Annotated in this window: 12 protein-coding genes and 1 pseudogene; 7 read left to right on the top strand and 6 right to left on the bottom strand. The window is 70.8% G+C overall.

Annotated elements, in window-relative coordinates; all coding sequences use genetic code 11:
- Positions 1-206: 206 nt before the first annotated feature.
- On the bottom strand, positions 207-2666 hold the full coding sequence (locus HDA41_RS36490; RefSeq protein WP_184991700.1) for a SpoIIE family protein phosphatase: 2460 nt from the start codon (positions 2664-2666) through the stop codon (positions 207-209).
- Positions 2667-2769: 103 nt separating this feature from the next.
- Positions 2770-7044 (bottom strand): HAMP domain-containing hybrid sensor histidine kinase/response regulator, encoded by a 4275-nt coding sequence (locus tag HDA41_RS36485; protein WP_184991698.1) that lies wholly within the window; start codon positions 7042-7044, stop codon positions 2770-2772.
- Positions 7045-7581: 537 nt separating this feature from the next.
- On the opposite strand from HDA41_RS36485, the gene HDA41_RS36480 reads away from it, so the two are divergent.
- Entirely contained in the window at positions 7582-7893 is a 312-nt protein-coding gene (locus tag HDA41_RS36480; protein WP_184991696.1) for an ArsR/SmtB family transcription factor, read from the top strand.
- 199 nt (positions 7894-8092) lie between these two features.
- Here HDA41_RS36480 and HDA41_RS36475 read toward each other — a convergent pair whose 3' ends face one another.
- The 3 genes and pseudogenes from HDA41_RS36475 to HDA41_RS36465 all read right to left on the bottom strand — a co-directional run.
- Positions 8093-8425, bottom strand: a complete 333-nt coding sequence (locus HDA41_RS36475) for a hypothetical protein (RefSeq protein WP_230299504.1) — start codon at positions 8423-8425, stop codon at positions 8093-8095.
- A gap of 473 nt (positions 8426-8898) precedes the next feature.
- On the bottom strand, positions 8899-9870 hold the full coding sequence (locus HDA41_RS36470) for an aldo/keto reductase (protein WP_184991694.1): 972 nt from the start codon (positions 9868-9870) through the stop codon (positions 8899-8901).
- A gap of 240 nt (positions 9871-10110) precedes the next feature.
- Positions 10111-10581: pseudogene (locus HDA41_RS36465) on the bottom strand (sensor histidine kinase); the annotation flags it as partial.
- A 706-nt stretch (positions 10582-11287) separates the two neighbouring features.
- Between HDA41_RS36465 and HDA41_RS36460 the strand changes: the two are divergent.
- The 5 genes from HDA41_RS36460 (at position 11288) to HDA41_RS40695 (ending at position 17215) form a co-directional block, all read left to right on the top strand.
- A complete protein-coding gene (locus HDA41_RS36460; RefSeq protein WP_184991690.1) occupies positions 11288-11578 on the top strand; it encodes a hypothetical protein in 291 nt (96 codons plus the stop codon).
- Positions 11579-12256: 678 nt separating this feature from the next.
- A complete protein-coding gene (locus HDA41_RS36455; RefSeq protein WP_184991688.1) occupies positions 12257-13699 on the top strand; it encodes a polysaccharide deacetylase family protein in 1443 nt (480 codons plus the stop codon).
- Positions 13700-13773: 74 nt separating this feature from the next.
- Positions 13774-14013, top strand: coding sequence for a hypothetical protein (locus HDA41_RS36450; RefSeq protein ID WP_184991686.1), 240 nt, complete (start codon positions 13774-13776; stop codon positions 14011-14013).
- A 158-nt stretch (positions 14014-14171) separates the two neighbouring features.
- Positions 14172-15143, top strand: a complete 972-nt coding sequence (locus HDA41_RS36445) for an LCP family protein (protein ID WP_230299505.1) — start codon at positions 14172-14174, stop codon at positions 15141-15143.
- A 614-nt stretch (positions 15144-15757) separates the two neighbouring features.
- Complete coding sequence (locus HDA41_RS40695; protein WP_221511682.1) at positions 15758-17215, top strand: polysaccharide deacetylase family protein; 1458 nt, start codon at positions 15758-15760, stop codon at positions 17213-17215.
- 559 nt (positions 17216-17774) lie between these two features.
- Here HDA41_RS40695 and HDA41_RS36435 read toward each other — a convergent pair.
- Positions 17775-19163 (bottom strand): glycoside hydrolase family 43 protein, encoded by a 1389-nt coding sequence (locus HDA41_RS36435; protein WP_184991682.1) that lies wholly within the window; start codon positions 19161-19163, stop codon positions 17775-17777.
- A 239-nt stretch (positions 19164-19402) separates the two neighbouring features.
- Between HDA41_RS36435 and HDA41_RS36430 the strand changes: the two genes are divergently transcribed.
- Positions 19403-20827: an amidase gene (locus tag HDA41_RS36430; protein WP_184991680.1), complete on the top strand. Its 1425-nt coding sequence runs from the start codon at positions 19403-19405 to the stop codon at positions 20825-20827.
- The last annotated feature ends 45 nt before the right edge of the window (positions 20828-20872 follow it).

Here is a 20872-nt window from a genome sequence, read left to right as displayed (position 1 = left end):
GGCCGGCGCGCCCTTCCCGTTGCCGGCCGGCTGCACCGCCCCCTCCGCCGTCGCCCGCGCCGCAGGAGCCGTCGCCGGCCGCTTCATACCTCTGGTCAAGGACATGGCCGCGATGTTCGGCTGGTTCGACACCCGCCGCTACGTCGCCGACCCCCGCCGACGAGCTGGGCACGGCGCAGCACCGGCGACGCGCCGGTCCAAGCCCCTCACCCGAGCCGGATGCCCACGATGCACGTGTCGTCGTCGGTGTCCGAGTTGCTGTAGGTCAGCAGGCGGTCCAGCTGCTGGTCGAGTGTGCTGGGCGCCGTGCGGGCGGTGGTCAGCAAGTGGATCAGGGACTCCTCCACGGACCGGTCGCGGCGTTCGATCAGGCCGTCCGTGTACATCAACAGGGTGTCCCCTTCGGCCAGTTGTACCTCGGCCTCCTCGTACACGACCTCGGAGAGCGCTCCGAGCAGCATCCCCTTGACCAGGGGCAGGGCAGCCGCCTCGCTGCCCTGGACGAGCACGGGCGGCAGGTGGCCCGCCCTGGCCCAGCGGAGCGTCCGCAGGACCGGGTCGTACAGACCGCACACCGCCGTCGCGGTGACGGCGCCCGTCAGATGGTGCGCCACGATGTTGAGCCACGACAGCAACTGGCCCGGCCCGGCGCCGGTCACCGCCAGGCCACGCAGCGCGTTGCGCAGGACGACCATGCTGGTCGCGGCCTCGATGCCGTGGCCGGCCACGTCTCCCACGCACAGCAGCACCTGCCGGGAGGGCAGCATGACGGTGTCGTACCAGTCGCCGCCCACCAGCTGCTCGGTCTCCGCGGGCCGGTAGCGGACGGCCACCTGGAGGCCGGGGACCTGCAACGGTGCCTGTGCGGGCGGCATGATGGCGTGCTGCAGCTGGAGGGTGAGCCGGTTGCGTTCGCTGGCCTGCTGTTCGGTGTGCGCCAGCTGGTCGCGGGTGGCGGCGAGGGCCACCTCGGTCCAGTGCTGGGCCGAGATGTCCTGGCAGGCGCCGCGGATGAGAAGCAGCCGGCCGTCGGTGTCGAGTACCGGCTCGGCGACGACGCGGATGTGGCGGGTCACCCCGTCCGGCCGCTGCAGCCGGAAGGCCGCGGCCGCCGGCCGCCGGTGGTGCAGCAGCGTGCGCAGGAAGCGGCGGATGGAGACGCCGTCGTCCGGATGCGCGTGGGCCGGCAGATTCTCCAGGGGCACCGGGGTGCTCGACTGCGGGCGCCCGTAGAGGTCGAACAGCTGCCCGTTCCAGGTGATCTCCCCGGTCAGCAGGTTCTCCTCGAAGCCGCCGATGCGGCCGAGGCGCTGAGCGTGCTGGAGCAGGCTCGCCAGTCGCGCCGTCTCGTCCTCGATGCGCCAGATGAGGAGGACGGTGGTGCCGTGCCGGCTGATACTGATGTCCGCGACCGCCGAGAGGGGAACCTGGTCGACGAGGGCGGTGAGGTTCATCCGGTGGGCCCGGAAGGGTTCACCGGTGGCGTACACGCGCTCGATGCGCTGGAACAGCTCGCTGTCCCCCGCGGCCATCGGGTAGGCCTCCAGCAGCAGCGCGCCGCTCACGATCGCGCGCGGCCGGCCGGCCGGATCCAGGAAGCGGTTGTTGACGTGCTGGATGCGGAAGTCCACCAGGTTCCCGGTGTCGTCGAGGTGCGGCACCAGGACCAGCGCGGGATCGTGCAGCCCGTCGGCCAGGTCCATCAGCTCCGCGGCGTCCGGCAGAACGCGCGGTTCCCGGGCGGGACCGTGCAGCAGCGTGTACGTCTCCAGTGTGTGGCCGCACAGCTCGGCCAGGGCCTCCACCTGGCGGACGATCTGTGGGGGCTGCGGCGCCAGGGGCGTCGGCCAGGCGATCTCCAGCACGCCGTGGATGCGGCCCCCGGTGCCGGCGGGCAGGGCGGCCCTGCCGCCGTGCGGATGGTGGTGCAGACCGATGCTGGGCAGTCCGGTCTCCGCGAGGGATGTGATCCACTGCCCCATGCGCTCGGTGAGGCCGCGCCGCGCCACCGTCACCACGTCCGGAGGGACGTAGCGCCAGCGTGCGGCCTCGGCCGGGGAGAACCCGGCGCTGCCCGCCAGGGTGAGCGAACCGTCGGAACCCGCGGCCCAGACGGCCACGGCCACCGCGCCGAGCGGGCGCAGCGCCTGCTCCAGCAGGGCCTCGGCGACTGCCTGGGTGTCGTCCGCGGCCAGCGCGCCGCTCTCCGCCGCGCGCAGGCGTACGGCGGCCGGCTCGGTCTTCGCCTCGTCCGCCGCCCTGGTGACGGCGAGAAACGCCTCCGTCACCTCGGACATCCGGTCCCGGGCGGCCTCGTTGATGATGTCGACCGCGAGTTCGAGGGGGGTGACCTGGGCCTGCTCGGCCAGCTCGGCGAGCTGCCGGGCGGCCTGGGCCGGCCCGCACGTCAGCCGTTCGACCAGGATGCCCTTGGCGAGTTCGATCAGGGCGCGCCCCTCGGCATCCGCCTGGGCGGCCCGCACCTCCCGGCTGAGCCGTTCCACGGTGGCCGCCAGTCTGCCCACCGGTGAGGCGGGCGGGACGCTCACGGGGTCCGCGGGCGGTGCGTCGGCGGAGGTCACCGACAGGTCGCAGGACGCCGGGGGCGTGCCGGATTCGAGCTTCGGCTCACCGCCCTGACCCGGTTCGCCTGGACGCTCGGACATGCTCACGGTGTGAAGGCTCCTCGGCTGAAGCGCTCTGGGGCGCGGAACGGGAGGCGCTGCGGGGCGCCCGGCCCGCCCGGGTGCGGGACGGGCGCCGACGTGCTCATACGGGCAGCCAGCGCCGGACGCAGGCGATGAGGTCGCGGGTGTCGACGGGCTTGGTGACGTAGTCGCTGGCGCCCGAGGCGAGGCTCTTCTCCCGGTCGCCGGGCATCGCCTTCGCCGTGACGGCGATGATGGGCAGCTCGGCGTACTGCGGCATTCTGCGGATCTCGGCCGTCGCGGTGTAGCCGTCCATCTCCGGCATCATCACGTCCATGAGCACGAGCGCGACGTCAGGGTTGTTCACCAGCGTCTCGATGCCCTGGCGCCCGTTCTCGGCGTGCAGGACCCGGAAGCCGTGGAGCTCCAGGATCCCGCTGAGGGCGAAGAGGTTGCGGGCGTCGTCATCGACGACGAGGACGGTACGGCCCGCCGCAGGCGAGTCGTCGACGGGTTGCGGCGTCACAGGCCGCGGTTCCTCGGGCCGGACCAGGGACAGTACGTCCCCGGGCTCCTCGGCGGACAGGTGCAGGGCGATGCGCTCGCGCAGTTCGTCGAGACTGGAAAGGAACTCCAGCGCCCCGCCCGCCGAGCGGGACCGCAGCGTCTCTTCCAGGACCAGGTCTGTGCGATGACCGCTGTGCACCAGGACAGGGACACTCGCCAGCGCCGAGTCACCCTCCAGGGCCTCGAGGAACCGGGAGGCCTCGCCTTCCCGCGTGCCCAGCTCCAGGACGACGCAGTGGCACGGTTCGGCCGCGAGGGCGCCCGCCGCCTCCTGCGCCCCGACAGCGGTGATGATGTCGACCGCGGGCCGCTGTCCACCGTCTTCACGGCCGGGCGTGAGGTCCGCGACCACGCTCTCCGCGACGAGGGTCAGCAGACCGCGCGGTCTCTCCTCCACGACGAGCAGGCGCCGGGGCCGCGGTCCGGGCCCGATCCGGGGCACCGGCACCCGGCGTGACGATCCCTCGGAGAGGGGCTCGGACGGGACCCGCTCCGGGGTTCTGCCGTGGTCGAGCAGTTCCTCGAAGTCCGGACGGGCCACGGGCAGGAAGAGCGTGAACGTACTGCCCTGGCCCGGCGTGCTGTCCACCGTGACGGCACCGCCGAGCAGATGGGCGATCTCCCGGGTGATGGACAGGCCGAGACCGGTGCCGCCGTACTTGCGGCTCGTCGTGCCGTCCGCCTGCTGGAAGGCGCCGAAGATCGTCTCGAGTTGCTGTTCCGGGATACCGATGCCGGTGTCCTTCACACGGAAGGCCACCACGGCGCCGCCCCGGATCACTCCCTCGGGCACCTCCTCGTCCACCGCCGGTTCGATGCTCAGCTGCACGCCGCCCCGCTCGGTGAACTTCACGGCGTTCGACAGGAGGTTGCGCAGCACCTGGCGCAGCCGCGAGTCGTCCGTGAGCAGGTCCGCGGGCGCGCCGGGGGCGGTCGTCACCGTGAAGTCCAGGCTCTTCTGCGTCGTCATGGGCCGGAAGGTGGCCTCGACGTACTCGATGAGGTGGCGCAGCGCCACCCGCTCGGGCGTGACGTCCATCTTCCCGGCCTCGACCTTCGACAGGTCGAGGATGTCGCTGATCAGCTGGAGCAGGTCCGAGCCGGCGGAGTGGATGATCTGCGCGTACTCGACCTGCTTCGGGGTGAGGTTGCGGGACGGGTTCTGGGCCAGCAACTGGGCGAGGATGAGCAGGCTGTTGAGCGGCGTGCGCAGCTCGTGGCTCATGTTCGCCAGGAACTCCGACTTGTACTTCGAGGCCAGCGACAGCTGCTGGGCACGTGTCTCCAGTTCCTGCCGGGCCTGTTCGATCTGCAGGTTCTTCGCCTCGATGTCCCGGTTCTGCGCCGCCAGCAGCGAGGCCTTCTCCTCCAAGTCGGCGTTGGACCGCTGCAGTTCCTCCTGCTGTACCTGCAACTCCGCCGACCGGTCCTGGAGTTCGGCCGTCAGGCGCTGCGACTCGGCGAGGAGCTCGTCGGTACGGGCGTTCGCCACGATGGTGTTGACGTTGACGCCGATGGTCTCCATCAGCTGGGCCAGGAAGTCGTGCTGGATCTGTGTGAAGGACGTGACCGACGCCAGCTCGATGACGCCGAGGACCTGGTCCTCGACCACGATGGGCAGCAGCACCAGCGCGGTCGGCACCGTCTGGCCGAGCCCCGAGGAGATGGTCACGTAGTCCGGCGGCAGGTCGTCCACCGTGATGGTGCGCCGGCTGCGGGCGGCCTGGCCGATCAGGGTGCGGCCGATGGCGATGCGCGTGGGTCTGGTGTCGTCCTCCGGGTAGCCGTAGGAACCGACGAGCCGCAGCCGGGGGCCGTCGTCGCCGTCCTCGGCCAGGTAGAAGGCCCCGTACTGGGCCGCCACCAGGGGGACCAGCTCGTCCATGATCAGTTCGGCGACCACGGGCAGGTCGCGGTGGCCCTGCATCAGGCCCGAGATCCGGGCGAGGTTCGTCTTGAGCCAGTCCTGCTCCTGGTTGGCCCGGGTGGTCTCGCGCAGGGACTCCACCATCGAGTTGATGTTGTCCTTGAGCTCGGCGACCTCGCCGGAGGCCTCCACCGTGATCGAACGCGTCAGGTCGCCCTCGGCGACGGCGCTCGCGACCTCCGCGATGGCGCGCACCTGCCGGGTCAGGTTGCCCGCCAGCTCGTTGACGTTCTCCGTCAGGCGCTTCCAGGTGCCGGAGACGCCCTCCACCTCGGCCTGTCCACCGAGCCGTCCCTCGGTGCCGACCTCGCGGGCGACGCGGGTGACCTCGTCGGCGAACGCGGAGAGCTGGTCGACCATCGTGTTGATCGTCGTCTTGAGTTCGAGGATCTCGCCGCGGGCGTCCACGTCGATCTTCTTCGACAGGTCGCCCCTGGCCACCGCGGTGGTCACGAGCGCGATGTTGCGCACCTGGCCGGTGAGGTTGTTGGCCATCGAGTTGACGTTGTCGGTGAGGTCCTTCCAGGTGCCCGCGACGTTCGGCACGTGCGCCTGCCCGCCGAGGCGCCCCTCGGTGCCGACCTCCCGGGCGACGCGGGTGACCTCGTCGGCGAACGCGGAGAGGGTGTCGACCATCGTGTTGATGACGTCCGCCAGCGCCGCGACCTCGCCCTTGACCTCGACCGTGATCCGCTGCGACAGGTCGCCGCGCGCCACGGCGGTGGCGACCTGGGCGATGGAGCGGACCTGGCCGGTCAGGTTGGAGGCCATGACGTTGACGTTGTCGGTGAGGTCCTTCCAGGTGCCCGACACGCCCCGCACCTGGGCCTGTCCGCCGAGGCGTCCTTCGGTGCCGACCTCGCGGGCGACGCGGGTGACCTCGTCGGCGAACGCGGAGAGCTGGTCGACCATCGTGTTGATGGTGCTCTTCAACTCGAGGATCTCACCGCGCGCGTCGACGGTGATCTTCTGGGAGAGATCGCCCTGAGCCACCGCGGTCGCCACCAGCGCGATGTTGCGGACCTGACCGGTGAGGTTGCCCGCCATGAAGTTCACGGAGTCGGTGAGGTCGCGCCACGTGCCCTTGACGCCCTTGACGTCCGCCTGTCCGCCGAGGCGTCCCTCGGTGCCGACCTCCCGGGCGACCCGGGTGACCTCGTCGGCGAACGCGGAGAGCTGGTCGACCATCGTGTTGATGGTGCTCTTCAACTCGAGGATCTCACCGCGCGCGTCGACGGTGATCTTCTGGGAGAGATCGCCCTGAGCCACCGCCGTGGTCACCTGGGCGATGGAGCGGACCTGGCTCGTGAGGTTGCCCGCCATGTGGTTGACGGAGTCGGTCAGGTCGCGCCAGACACCGGCCACACCCGGCACCTGGGCCTGTCCGCCGAGCCGCCCCTCGCTGCCGACCTCGCGGGCGACGCGGGTGACCTCGTCGGCGAAGGCGGAGAGCTGGTCGACCATCGTGTTGACGGTCTCCTTCAGCTGCAGGATCTCGCCGCGGGCGGGCACGTCGATCTTCTGGGAGAGGTCGCCCTTGGCCACCGCCGTGGCCACCTGGGCGATGTCGCGGACCTGGGTGGTCAGGTTGCCCGCCATGGCGTTGACCGAGTCCGTCAGGTCGGCCCAGGTGCCCGAGACGCCAGGCACCTCCGCCTGTCCGCCGAGCGTCCCCTCGGTGCCGACCTCGCGGGCGACCCGGGTGACTTCGGAGGTGAACACGGACAGCTGGTCCACCATGCCGTTGAAGACCTTGGCGATGTCACCCATGAGGCCGTCGGCGTCGACCGGCAGACGGGTGCCGAAGTCCCCGTCCCGGACGGCCGTCAGGCCCGCCAGGAGCCGTCGCAACTCCTGATCACCCGGGGAGACCTCGTCGCCCCCGGCGCTGTTGCTGGTCATGCGCAACCTCGTTCCGCTCCCCAGGAGTCCTCGCCACAGAGAACTCCGAACCCCCCGAACCGATCGGCGGCCCGGCCGTCGTGCGTGCCGTTCCGCAGTTCACGGACGTACGCAAGGAGAAAAATACGTCGCAGGGTAACCCACGCTTCAGGCGCGGAACAAAGCATCGGCCCCGGTGGGAACCATGGGAATACGGACAGGTCGGAACGCGCGTGCCCATGCCGGAACAGGGGTACTGGAAACGATTTCGCAACCGGGGTTTTCCACTTGGGACGATGCCGTTTCTTATGGGGAGCTCGGTTGGCCGTCTTCACGCCTCCGCACGTGAGAGACAGGGGCCCTGCCTGGGTCAGAGGGTCATGAAGGGCGAGTGCTCGATGAGCAGGAGCTTGCGCAGCGACATGCGGATACGCGACAGCACTCGGCGACGCGACGACGTGGGTACAGACATGACTCCCCCAGCAGCGTTAAGGTACGCCCAGTCGCGTACCTCTGGGAAGGTACGCAACTAGGCGTACCTTGTCGAGGGGGGAAGTGATGACGGAAGGCGAGTTGGCGCACCCGCGCGCCGAGGAGCTGGAAGTGGGGCCCATCCTTTTGGCGCTGGCTGACGCGAATCGGCGTCGGGTCGTGGCCGAACTGGCCGAACGGCCAGATGAAGAGCGGTTGTGCGCTTCCTTCGACCTGCCGGTGGGCAAGTCCAGTCGCACCCGTCACTGGCGAGTACTGCGCGAGGCAGGCTTGGTGTATCAGCGCGACGCCGGGAACGGTCTGTACATGCGCCTCCGTAAGGAGGACTTGGACCGCCGGTTCCCGGGCTTGATCCAGGCCGTAATCACCGCAGACTGAGCGAGCGATGAACTGCGTCAATGTGCTGCCGGATCCGACGGGCCGTGCCCCCGTGCGCGCGGCGCGGTCAGATCCGCCCGCAGCAACAAGAAGGGTTACTTGGCATTGAGGGCCCTTCAAGCACCCCGACCAAGGGCACGTGGGCGCACACCCCGAACCAACTGGAGCGCTGGGGGCCGCCTGTGATCACGGGGACGGCTCATCGCGGCTGCTGCCCTCTGACGAGCGCAGTGGGCAGTGACGCGCCGAGGACCAGATCACGCGGCAGCGCCAGTTCGAAGCGCTGCTCCAGCACGGCGAGAGAGGCACGGTGCGCCGTGCCCCTCTTCCTCTCCTCCGGGATTCCGACCGCGATGATGTCAGCGCGGACGAGGTCGGCGCCGGGACCGGTGATCTCCTGCGACCAGGTGTGCATGTACATGTCGAAGCCGCGGGCATACAACAGCCCCGAATAGGTGACAGAGGCGCCGGAATTCAGTCCAGCCTCATGCTCGCCCTGTCCGCCGAGGGCATTCTCCCCAAGGTCGACCACGCCACTCCCCTCAATACTGGGGTGAGCGGATCCTCCAGCGCTCCCTCCTGGCCACCGCGCGTCAAGTGGGCCACCACAGCGAAGCGTTCACCGACGACCCGGCGACCAGCCCGTATCAGCTCATCGTCGGCGGCCGCCGCGCGCTCGCCGAGCTGTCCGCCGTGCGCACCCGTTGACACCACGCCACCCCACCGGCTCCGACACCGCTGCCCGAACGGACCAGGGCCACGGCACGCCCCGGGCCGGCTCGCCGCGGGCCACGGCTCCCCCCGCCGCCCGCATCTCCCGCTGACCCTGAACACCCCTTCGTGACGACGCCACATCAACGCCCAGGAGCTGGCCAAACACCGCGCCCTGGAACGGTACTTCCACCCATGCGCGACCAAGGACGTCACCGGGGCTCGCGTCACCGTCTACGCGCGCGACGACGTCCCGTGCCCCGGCCAGGGGAGCGGAGGAACGGATCAAGCGGATCAGCTGTAGAAGTTCTTCTGCCAGCGGTGCTTGGCCAGCAGCGCGAGCTCCTCGGCGGTCAGCGGTGGTGCCTCCGCGACCGCGGCATTGCGTTCCACGTTGGTCAGTGACCGCATCCCGACGATGACCGTGGAGACCGCCTGCCCGGCGAGTGCGAACCGCAGCGCGGTGGAGGGGAGTTGATCGACGTCGATCTCCAGGTCCGCGAGGAGCGCGTCCACGCGCTGTTCGACCTGGGCGGGCCGGTCGTCCCTGAAGTACCAGGTGCGCCAGTCGCCTTCGGGGAAGGTGGCCCCCGTGCGGATCGAGCCCGTCAGGGCCCCCTCGTCGAGAGCGACCCGCCCGATCACACTCACGCCGTGCTCCGCGCAGGCCGGCAGCAGGGCGTCGGACGGGGACTGCTCGAAGACGTTGTAGATGACCTGGACCGCGTCCAGCACGCCGGTACGCAGCACCGTGAGCACGTTCTCGGGCTGGTGGTCCTTGACGGAGATCCCGAAGAACCTGATCTTTCCCTCCTGTTTGAGGGCGTCCACCGTCTCCAGCCAGTCACCGCGCCCGGTCCACTCGTCCTCCCAGGTGTGCAGCTGAAGGAGGTCGACGTGGTCGCGGCCGAGCTCGCGGAGGCTGGTCTCCAGGCTCTCGCGGATGTGCGAACCGGGGAACGCCTCCATGGGGTCGAGCCCGCTGGGCGCCAGCGAGACCGGGACCTTCGGCCCGGCCTTCGTCGCCACGTACACGCCGTCACCGCCACCCGGGAGTTCCCTCAGCGCACGACCGACGACGCGCTCGCTGCGGTCGTACGCCCTGGCGGTGTCGATGAAGTTGACGCCCAGGTCGAGGGCACGGCGCAGGGCACGGACGCCGGAGTCGTCGTCGGCGCCGACCCAGGCTCCCTGGCCGAGCCCCCAGGCGCCGTAGCCGATCTCGGACACGGTCAGTCCGGTGCGGCCGAGTTCCCGATAACGCATGTGCTGTTCAGGCCCCTTGCTGACGGTCCACGGCGAGGGCCGCTCTGCGCGTGCCATGCCACGACTTGCCTGCACGACCGTACAGAGGGTGGCATCCGGTCACCACCTGCGGAGGATCACTGAAACTTTCGCTTCTACCGCGTGCGATGTCCGATGACTCACGCCCGGCACCGCCCTCACCCGGCTTCCCGCAGTGGCCGCCGACCGCCTCCCGGGCGACAGCGGCCGCGCTCCTGCTCTCTACGGCGTGGGGCCGAGCCCACCTGGGCGGTCACGACGGCCCCTTTCCGTGGGCAGGGTGGCGATGACTTCCCAGCCTTGGCGGTCGGAGCGGGGTCCCGTACGCAGCTTGCCGCCGAGCGCGGTGACCCGTTCGGTCAGCCCGACCAGGCCGAAGCCGCCGCCGCGCGCGGCCTTGGGCAAGCGGGTAACGCCACGGCCGTCGTCGCGTACCGTCACCTCCAGCACGCGGCCGTCGTAGGACAGGCCGACCGTCACCTCGGTGGCGTCCGCGGCGTGCCGCCGTACGTTCGTGAGGGCCTCCTGGACGACCCGGTAGGCAGCGGCCTGGACCTCATGGGGCAGGTCGTCGGGCACTGAGGGATCGTGGCGCAGCGCGGTCTTGGGGCCGACGGGCCCGCGGAAGCCCTCCACCAGCTCGGGGAGCGCGGCCAGATCGCCCCTCGGACTGCGGTCGTCGGTCACGGCCTCGGCGGATTCGGGGACCTCGCGCGGCCGCCGTCACAGCGCCGGACACAACCGCGGGCACGCCGGTCCGCACCGGCGTGGTGAGCCACGCCGGCCGCATGGCGGCGGGCCAGAGGACCACAGCCAGACCGATCGGCAGCACGACCAGCTGAGGCCACAGCGGCTTGCCGTCGACACCCGCCAACAGCAGGTCCACACCCGCCGCGAGCAACAGCAGGACGGTGCCGAGTACCCGCGAAATGACCTTCCGGCGGGCATCCGGTTCCGGTCCGCGAGGCGCACCAAGGGCACGCACGGGTTTCAGGAGATCCACGGCGCGACCCTAATCCCCCGTCGGCACAGCCGGATCAGCCGAAAGGCCACGTACCGCAACGCGGCAGGCCGCGCCCATCGGCCGAACGGCCGAGATCCCTCGCGGTCAGGGCGTCTCCCCGATTTTTCAGTGCCCGCAACGGGCTACTGACCAATTCCCCCGGGTCCAAGACTCGGTTCCGACCGACGGCATCCCCCCGTCGACGGTCTCAGGCGGCCCCGGCTCACACCCCCCTCGTGCAGCGCGGGGCCGCCCCATGCACCCGCGCCAGCCTGGTCACCACCGGTACCGGCTCCTTCTTCACCGGCCTGAACCGCACCTTCTCCTCCACCCGGCGCATGACCCGGGTGAACACCTCCGCCGCCACCACCCTGCCCCGTGCCCAAACCGCCCCAGGTGAACTGGACCACCCCCACTGGCCGCAGCTCGACCGGGCGTCCATCTGTCGAAACATCCGGCGCGGCGGGCCGCCTCGTCTCCGCGCTCGCCCTCGGTTCCGGCGGCCGGACGCTGCTGGCCGCGCGCTCCACCAGCGACGACGGCACGGCCGAGGTCTGGGGCACCGCCACCCACCGGCGCAAGCCACCCTGGGCGCCCTCGACGCGGGCAGGCTCGCCCTGCGGCCCGACGGCCGACTGCTCGCCGGTTCCGGCGACCGGTACGCCGAGTTGCCCTCCGGTCGCGTGAGCGGGGACGCCCGGACGCGGCCTGGGCCCCTGGCCGACGACCGGCAGGTCACCGCGCTGGCCTTCAGCCCCGACGGCACCCGGCTCGCCGTCGGCGACAGCATCGGGCCGGTGACCCTGTGGGACGGCGACCTGCGCCACCGCCTGGGCATCCTGACCGGCACTTGCGACACCGCCTCCGGGAGCGAGCCCGAGGCCGTGGGCGCGCTCGCCTTCTCTCCCGACGGCGCCACCCTGGCCTGGGCGGGCGGCATGGCACCCTGCGCCTGTGGGCCACCGCCGGGCAGCGGCTCCTCGGCAGCACCTGCCCACGTCCGGCGACGGACGACACCCTCACCTTCAGGCTCCCCCACTCTCGACTTCGCTCGAGCGGGGCCCCCATCGGCGCCACCCTGTACGCCGGCGGCCCGGACGTGCTGCTCCAGGGCCACCCGGTGGCCCCGGACGACGTCGTCCGCATCCTGTGCGACCGGGCCGGCGGAGGACTCACCGAGGCGCAGTGGCGGACGTACGTCCCGACGCGCAGTACCGACACACGTGCCCCACGGCACGCTGAGCGGCGAAGGCGCGCGCGAAGAGCGGGACCTTTTTGTTCGCAGTGACTTCGACAGTCGCTGAAAAACGCCCCTGACCTGGACGATCGGAGCCCGGTAAGCCCCCTAGCCCAGGTTCTGGTCCCATGCGCACACGCCTCCTGCTCCCCTCCCTCCTGCTGCTCGGCTCGCTCTCCCTGACGGCGGCCTGCTCGTCCGGATCCTCCGGGGCATCGGACTCCGCGACCGCCGGAGCGCGGCCCGGACCGTTCTCCGGAGCCTCGCCGGTGCGGGCCGTGGATCCCTCGAAGATCAAGGGTCTGCGGATCGTGAACAGCAGCAGCGAGAACAGCTCCTGCCCCTTCGCGACCAGCTACCCGGACGTGCCCGGTGCGGCCGCGCTGACGGAGGCGATGAAGAAGGACGTGGAGCAGCGCCTGGCGAGCTTCCGCACGCTGTGCGACGACTCCCCCACCGGCGCCGACGGCCGAGAACTCAACATCAGCCACCAGTTCCTGGTCGCCTCCGGGGACGTCGTCGGCGTCCGGCTCACCGGGCAGGACCGCCACGCGGCGGGGGACGGCCTGCGTACGCGCACCTACTGGTACGACGGCGACGCGGGCGCGTACGGCACCGCGCTCGCACTCGTCGCCGACCGCTCCCGGGACGCCTTCGTCGCCGCCTTGAAGAAGCAGCTCAAGGGACGGGACGGCACAGACGCGGACACGGTGGACGAGGCGTTCGCCGAGCCGTCGAACGTCGCCGCCATCCTGGACGACATGGCCTTCACCGCCGACGGCGGACTGCGGGTGACCTTCGACCGGGACGAGGTCGGCGCCGCCCCCGCCGGTCGCTACGTCGTGGCCTTCTCCAAGGCGACGGTCACCCCCTGGCTGTCCGCCTTCGGCAAGCGCGCGCAGCATCAGACCGAGCAGCCGTCCCGCTCACTCGACCTCGGGGTGACCGCGACGCCCACGCCCGCCGTGCCGACCCACACCGCATCCGGTGACGACGACACCGACTGCAGGAAGGTCCACTGCATCGCCCTGACTTTCGACGACGGCCCCGCCGTCCCGGAGACCGCGATGCTGCTGACGTACCTCGCGCAGTACCACGCCCGGGCCACCTTCTTCGTGGTCGGCCAGAACGTCGCCGCCCACGCCGACCTGGTGCGCGCGGAGGCCCGCGCCGGCCACGAGGTGGGCAACCACTCCTGGAACCACCCCGACCTCACCAAGCTCACCCCCGAGCAGGTCGCCTACCAGCTGAACCACACCAGCGACGCGATCAAGGCCGCGACCGGCAAGACCCCGACTCTCTTCCGCCCGCCCTACGGCGCCATCAACAGCACCGTCCGCGGCGCCACCGCGCTCTCCCCCGTGCTGTGGACCCTGGACACCGAGGACTGGAAGTACCCCGACGCCGCGAAGATCGCCCAGAGCGTCGTCGCCAAGGTGAAGCGCAACGACGTCGTCCTCATGCACGACATCCACGCCACATCGGTCGCCGCCGTCCCGCAGATCCTGCGCACCCTCACCGCCCGCGGCTACCACTTCGTCACCGTCAGCCACCTGCGCGCCACGCTCTGAGCGCACCACGCCCTCATCCCCGTACGCCGAAATCCTCGTACGCCCCAATCCCCGTACGCACGAACGGAACACTCATGCCCCAGCACGCTCGCCGCCGCCTGACCCGCCGAGACGTCACCCGCAGAACCGTCGTCGGCGGTCTCGGCCTCGCCGGGGGCGCCGTGATCGCCGGACCACTCGTCGCAGGCGCCGAAAGCAACAAGACAGTCGGCGCTCCCAACGCCTGGAAGTCCGGCCTGTCCGAGCGCCTGTTCCCGCTGCTCCTGCTCACCCCGGCCGGGGTGGTTCAGGCTGTCCGATGGAGTAGCGCATGACCGACTCACGCCTTCCAGTTGGTGAGCCACGCCGGCACTTCAGGGGGCCCACAGGCCGTCGCCGTCGGCGACGGGCCGCAGATGCCCGGACCTCTCCGCCGGTCTCCCGGCGTCCGTCACGCCGCCAGGCGCGCCGCCGGGCACGTCGGCTCATGGTGATGGCGACCGTCTTTCTGGCGCTCCTGGGGGTTGGCGCGGCCTTCGCCTACCGGGATCTGAACGACAACATTGCTTCTCAGGACGTCGACGGGCAGCTGAACGCCGACGTTCGGCCGGAGCGGAAGGCGCCGGGAGCGGTGAATGTGCTGCTGCTCGGGTCTGATTCGCGGTCGGGAGCCAACCGTGAGTACGGGCGCGACGAAGGCAGCGCCCGCTCCGACACGGCCATGGTCGTCCATATGGCCAACGGCCGCAGGGACGCCTCGGTGATCAGCATCCCCCGGGACACCCTGGTCGACCGGCCGGCCTGCTCCACCAAGTCCGGAGTCGCTCCGGCCGCGCGGGCGGTCATGTTCAACTCCGCCTACTCCACCGGAGGCATGACCTGCACGGTCGCCACGGTCGAGCGGCTGTCCGGTCTGCGGATGGATCACGTCGTGGAGATCGACTTCACCGGTTTCAAAAAGCTGGTCGACACGCTCGGCGGCGTGCGCGTGAACGTCCCGCAGGACATCCGTGATCCCTACAGCCACGTCCATCTGTCCAAGGGAACACAGCGCCTGAACGGCGAGCAGGCCCTCGGCCTCGTACGGACCCGGCACGGCATCGGCGACGGCAGCGACCTCGGCCGCATCAAGCTCCAGCAGACCTTCATGAAAGCCCTGATCACCCAGATACGCTCCGCCGACCTGCTGACGGATCCCGTGCGGCTGTACCGGCTGCTCGACGACCTCACCAGCGCCATCACCACGGACAAGGGACTCGGCTCGCTGTCGTCGCTGGCCTCCTTCGCCCGTTCCCTCGACGGCCTGGACGCCGACCGGGTCGACTTCCGTACCCTGCCGGTCGCTCCCGCCCCGCAGGACCCCAACCGGGTTGTCCCCCGGGAACCGCAGGCGAACGCCGTGTGGCAGGCACTGAGCGCGGACGAGCCGTTGCCCGCCCGGAGTGAGAAGGGTGGACAGCCGTGAACGACACCAGGACCTTCGTGATGGACGGCAGGACCCTCGTGATGAGGCGCCCCGCGCCCATGAGCTCGCCCCGCCCGCCTACACGGCCTCGACGGCGTCCGGGCGATGGGTCGTGTACCACATCGCCCCCTCCTGGCTGCCCGGCGGCCTTGTCGGCGTCGATGTGTTCTTCGCCCTCAGCGGCTACCTGATCACCGACCTGCTGTGTACCGAGCGGCGCCGCACCGGTCGTGGGGGAGAGCCTCGGGCCGCGATGGGGCATGGTGACGGGTGGTGTCACCGGACTGAGTCAGAGTCTTGGGCGTCAGCGGATCGCTCGGCACCCCTTCCGGACCTCTGAACCGTGCGTGGGCCGCCCTCACGGCACGGTTCGAGGGACGTCCCCTCACGCGATGCCCCGGCCGTCGGCTTGGCCGGAGAGAGAGTGGTCACATCTGGGCCGACGGGGCGGCCCAGAGGATTGCGGGAGACCGGCCGAAAACATACCTTGACCCGGCGAAAAGAAAGCCCTTGCCCACACAAGGCACCCCCAGCGGGACGCCGCGCCGCAGCGACAGCTCGCGCGCCGCACACTCCCCACTCATGCCCCGGCACCTCACGCACCAGGTTGACGCATGCCTCGACACGCCCTCGCCCCCACGCTCCTCCTGCTCGGCTCACTCGCCCTGACAGCCGCCTGCGCCACCGGCTCGCCACCGGCGGACTCGGCGCCCTCCGTGGACGGCCCGTCCCGGACCGGAGGGAACGACACCGGCACCCAGGTCGACCTGAGCAAGCTCAAGGGCGTCAACATCGTCAGCGACAGCAGCACCGACCGCTCCTGCCCCTGGGCCACGAGCTACCCGGACGTCCCCGGCGCCGACGCGATGACGGCCGCGATGAAGAAGGATGTGGAGAGACGCCTTGCGGTCTTCCTCGGTGAGGACACCGGCGGGCAGGCCACGGGCTGCGGCGGCATGGACGGCTTGGAGGGACCCGAGCTGAACGTCAGCTTCTCGTTCCTCGTGGCCTCCGGCGACGTGCTGGGCGTACGCCTGGGGACGGTCGACCGTACGTCGAACGCGGACGGCCTGGCCACTGAGGCGTACTGGTACGACGGTGCCGCCAAGGAGTACCGGCCGTCCCCGGGTCTCATCGCGGACGGTTCCCGGGACGCCTTCGTCTCGGCCGTGAAGAAGCGCCTGGAGAAGCGGGAGGGGGTCACCCCCGACACCGTCGCGGCCCTCGACGACCAGGAGAGCCGCGACGTCTACCTGGACGACATGGCCTTCACCGCCGACGGCGATCTGAAGGTGGACTTCGACCGGGGCACGGTCGGCGTCCCCCCGGCCGGCCGCATCTCCGTCACCCTGCCCAAGGCGACCGTCACCCCCTGGTTGTCCGACTTCGGCAGCCGCGCCCAGCAGCAGACCACCGACCCGGACGACAAGCTCGACCTCGGTGCCGTCCACACCCCCGCCCCGACCGTCGCCGCACAGCCGGACCCGGGCGAGGACACCACGGACTGCTCCCAGGTCAAGTGCATCGCCCTGACCTTCGACGACGGCCCCGCCGCCCCCGAGACAGGAACGCTGCTCACGTACCTCGCCCAGTACAAGGCACGGGCCACCTTCTTCGTCGTCGGCCAGAACGTCGCCGCCCACCCCGACATCGTCCGCGCCGAGATGAAGTCCGGCCACGAGATCGCCAACCACTCCTGGAACCACCCGGTCCTCACCAACCTCACCCCTACCCAGATCCGCTCCCAGCTGGAGCGCACCAATGCGGCGATCAAGGCCGCCACGGGCAAGGAACCGACGCTCTTCCGCCCGCCGTACGGCGCCATCGACGGCAACGTCCGGGCGGCCACCAGCCTCTCCCCCGTCCTGTGGGACATGGACACCCTGGACTGGAAGTCCCACGACCCGGCCAAGGTCGCCCAGACCGTCATCTCCCAGGCCGAGCCGAACGACGTCGTCCTGATCCACGACATCCACCCCACCTCGGTCGCCGCCGTCCCCGAGATCCTGCGCACCCTCACCGGCCGCGGCTACCACTTCGTCACCACCAGCCACCTGCGCGCCACGATGTGACTGCGATGAGGGAGGGAATACCCGGCTCGTGGGGATCTGCTGGTCGGCCATGCACAGGACGGCGGCCGTGACGCGCGCGGTTCTATGGCAGCGGCGACCTTGTCGCGCTGCCGGGGGGAGATCAGGGAGCCCATGATCATGCTCGTTGACTGTGACACCGTGTACTTCGCGTGTCACCAACTTCGTCGACACACCTGCACCACCAGGCCCTGACCAGGCCAAACCTCCTAACCTGGACCACATGGACCCCAGAAGAAGGTTCTGACTACTTGTGCCGAGTGGGACCGCCACGGCATGCATGACTGACACCTGCCGCCAGAACGAGCGTCAGGCGTGTCGAGCGGGCTTCAGCCAACCCACTGTGGTCGGCAGGCCACTGCCGCAACTCGACTCCGCCCTGCACCGCGCAGCCCGGTGATGCTCACCGCGTCAGCCAAACGCAGACTTCCCGGACCAGGCCCGACGGTCTCCTTTCCCCTCTCGCCACGGTCCCACGCCCCAGTGCACAACTAGTGCACACTGCGCCCAGCACAATTGCCCAGGTCAGCAGCGGTGCAGGTCAGGCCCAAGCCGTCACCGGCACAAACGAGCTGTCCTGCCGGAACAGGTCCGTTCCGTTCGGGCGTTCCACGCGGAGCTGGTAGGCGTAGTGGCGCAGGTAGTACCCGGGGTAGTTGTACGACTCGAAGCGGACGGAGCCGGATGCCGTGCCGGTCCGGAGGATGAACGTGGCGTCCTTGGCGAACGTGCTCGTACCGTCGTTCGGGTCGAAGCGGGCGCGGAAGTCCCAGTGGCGCAGGTAGTTGCCGGCCGCGTCGCGGAAGGAGTAGCCGCTCGCGTCGGCCAGGCCGGCGACGACCGTGAAGGTGGCGGCCCGCTTCTCGGCGGTGGTGCTGGAGCTGCTGACCACGGGCAGGTTGAGGAGCGAGGACTGCTGCTGCCAGTAGCGGGTCGCGTAGTTGCCGGACCGGAAGGAGCGGGTGGTGTTCCGGGGCAGGCTCGGGCCGCCGGAGACCGTTTCCTTGACGACCGTGAAGTGCCGTGCCGTGCCGGAGATCCCGGGCAGCGCGGCCGGTGCCGTCCAGGTGGCGAAGGTGTCGTAACTGTCGGAGTAGTAGTAGCTGCCGTCGCCGTAGCCGTCGAAGAAGATGCGCCAGCCGCCGTTGTCGAGCTGCACCAGCGCCGGCCCCTCGCGGTAGCTGCCCCAGCCCGCCCAGTCGCCCGTCCTGCGGATCGTGTACGGGCCGGTGAGGTTCGAGGCGGTGGCGTACTCGATGTACTTGGTCGTCTCGTTCTTCGGGAAGGCGTGGTACGTCGAGCCGATCTTCACGATGAACGTGTCGATGTGGTTGGCGCCGATGCCCGCGAGCGCCACCGGTGAACTCCAGGCCGTCAGGGCGGAGTTCGTGGCCCTGAGCAGGTACGGAGTGAAGATCCACTGGTCGTTCGTGGTGGAGCAGGACACGATGATGTTGACGCTGCCGTCGCTGTCGACGAACCACTCGGGCGCCCAGGCGCGGGAGAGGTTGGCGACGGGGACGGTGTAGTTGTACAGGAACGTCCAGTTGACGCGGTCGGAGCTGCGGGCGAAGCCGATGGTCGTACTGGTGTCCTGCCAGGTGCGGGTGGTGTAGGTGACGTAGTAGTAGCCGTCCGTGTGTCTGATGACGCTGGCGTCGCGGATCCGGCCCGCCGGCGGCGTGTACGCCGAGGAGCGCAGCAGCCGGAAGTCGGTGGCGTCGTCCGACTGGTAGACGTTGACCGTGCCGTCGTTGCTGTTGAGGAACGGCACGATCGTGTACCGGGTGGCGGAGCCGTTCGGCGGTGCGGCGGCCAGGGCGCTGCCGAGCAGTCCGGGCGCCTCGCCCAGCAGCAGCGCCGAGGCGGGCAGGGCGGCCAGGGTGCGCAGCAGTGTGCGGCGGGACGGGGCGGCGGGGTGTGAGGTCACGGGCGGCTCTCCCTGAGACACAAGGTCGATATACCGAACAAAGTTCGGCAACTCGATCAGAAGTGAGGGCTCAGAAAATAAGGGCGGGGCAGAGAGGCGTCAATGGTTTGAACGAGCGCCGATGGGCCCAGTGAGGTAGATGTGGCCGATGGGTGAAATTCCACTCCCGTCGTCGGCGTTCCACCACCGGCCACCGGACGTTACCGTTCGGTAGAGGAGTTGCTTCCGGAGGTGTCCGTATGACGCTCGACCGTGCCGCAGGCCTTGCGGAGACCGCCCGAGCGCTGGCCGCCGGGGACGTGACGTCCCGGGCGCTGGTCGAGCAGGCGCTGGCGCGGATCGAGGCGACGCAGGGCAGCATCAACGCCTTCCGGATCGTCCGGGCCGAGGCGGCGCTCGCCGAGGCCGAGGCCGCCGACCGGGAGCTGGCCGCGGGCGTGAGCAAGCCGCTGCTCGGGGTGCCCGTGGCGGTGAAGGACGACATGGACGTGGCCGGCGAACCGACCGCCTTCGGCTGCTGCGGGGAGTTCCCGCCGGTCGCCGAGGACGGCGAGGCGGTGCGGCGGCTGCGCGCGGCCGGGGCCGTGATCGTCGGCAAGACCAACACCTGCGAGTTCGGGCAGTGGCCCTTCACCGAGGGGCCGGCCTTCGGCGCGACGCGCAATCCGTGGAGTACGGCCCATACGCCCGGTGGCTCCTCGGGCGGCTCGGCCGCCGCGGTCGCCGCCGGCCTGGTGCCCGCCGCGCTCGGCTCGGACGGCGCCGGGTCGGTACGGATCCCGGCCGCCTGGACCCATCTGGTCGGCATCAAGCCGCAGCGCGGCCGCGTCTCCACCTGGCCGCGCGGCGAGTCCTTCCAGGGGATCACCGTCAACGGCACCCTGGCCCGTACGGTCGCCGACGCGGCCCTGCTGCTGGACGCGGCGAGCGGCAACCACCCGCAGGACCCGCACAAGCCCCCGGCCGTCGACGCCTCGGCGGCCGTCGGCCGCGACCCCGGGCGGCTGCGCGTCGCGCTCGCCCTCACACCGCCGTTCACGGCGGTGCCCGCCCGCCTCCTGCCGGAGGTGCGGGCCCGGGTGGTCGAACTCGCCGAACGGCTCGCCGCGTCGGGGCACACGGTCGAGGAGGCGGACCCGCCGTACGGGCAGATCGGACTGACCTTCGTGCCGCGCGCGACGGCCGGGATCGCCGAGCGGGTGGCCGAGGCGCCCTTCCCGGCGCTGCTGGACCGGCGCACCCGGGGCTCGGCCCGGCTGGGCCGGCTGCTCGGCGGAGCACCACTGCGAGCGGCCCGGCGGGCGGAGACCGTCCTGCACCGCCGTATCGGCGGATTCTTCACCTCGTACGACGTCGTCCTCGCGCCCACGACCGCCGCTCCCCCGCCCCGTATCGGCGCCCTGCTGGAACTCAGCGGTTTCGCCACCGACCGGGCGATGATCGCCGCCTGCCCGTACGCCTGGCCGTGGAACGTGCTGGGCTGGCCGGGCGTCAACGTGCCCGCCGGTTTCACGGCGGACGGTCTGCCCGTCGGGGCCCAGTTGCTCGGTCCGGCGAACAGCGAACCGCTTCTGCTGCAGGTGGCCGCGCAGTTGGAGGCGGAGCTGCGCTGGCACGAGAAGTGGCCGGCGCCGCCGGTCACGGAACGGTCCGCTGCCGCCTGAGCGGCCGTACGCGGTCCCGCGGGCGGGACGCCTCGCCGGCCGGGC

This window comes from Streptomyces caelestis (assembly GCF_014205255.1).
In the GTDB taxonomy this organism is placed as follows: Bacteria; Actinomycetota; Actinomycetes; order Streptomycetales; family Streptomycetaceae; genus Streptomyces; species Streptomyces caelestis.
This window is presented reverse-complemented; position numbering and strand designations above follow the sequence as displayed.

Coding starts and splice junctions, on each gene's coding strand:
- HDA41_RS36490 (WP_184991700.1), bottom strand. CDS start 2,666: ATGTCCGAGCGTCCAGGCGAACCGGGTCAGGGCGGTGAGCCGAAGCTC.
- HDA41_RS36485 (WP_184991698.1), bottom strand. CDS start 7,044: ATGACCAGCAACAGCGCCGGGGGCGACGAGGTCTCCCCGGGTGATCAG.
- HDA41_RS36480 (WP_184991696.1), top strand. CDS start 7,582: ATGACGGAAGGCGAGTTGGCGCACCCGCGCGCCGAGGAGCTGGAAGTG.
- HDA41_RS36470 (WP_184991694.1), bottom strand. CDS start 9,870: ATGCGTTATCGGGAACTCGGCCGCACCGGACTGACCGTGTCCGAGATC.
- HDA41_RS36455 (WP_184991688.1), top strand. CDS start 12,257: ATGCGCACACGCCTCCTGCTCCCCTCCCTCCTGCTGCTCGGCTCGCTC.
- HDA41_RS36450 (WP_184991686.1), top strand. CDS start 13,774: ATGCCCCAGCACGCTCGCCGCCGCCTGACCCGCCGAGACGTCACCCGC.
- HDA41_RS36445 (WP_230299505.1), top strand. CDS start 14,172: ATGGCGACCGTCTTTCTGGCGCTCCTGGGGGTTGGCGCGGCCTTCGCC.
- HDA41_RS40695 (WP_221511682.1), top strand. CDS start 15,758: ATGCCTCGACACGCCCTCGCCCCCACGCTCCTCCTGCTCGGCTCACTC.
- HDA41_RS36430 (WP_184991680.1), top strand. CDS start 19,403: ATGACGCTCGACCGTGCCGCAGGCCTTGCGGAGACCGCCCGAGCGCTG.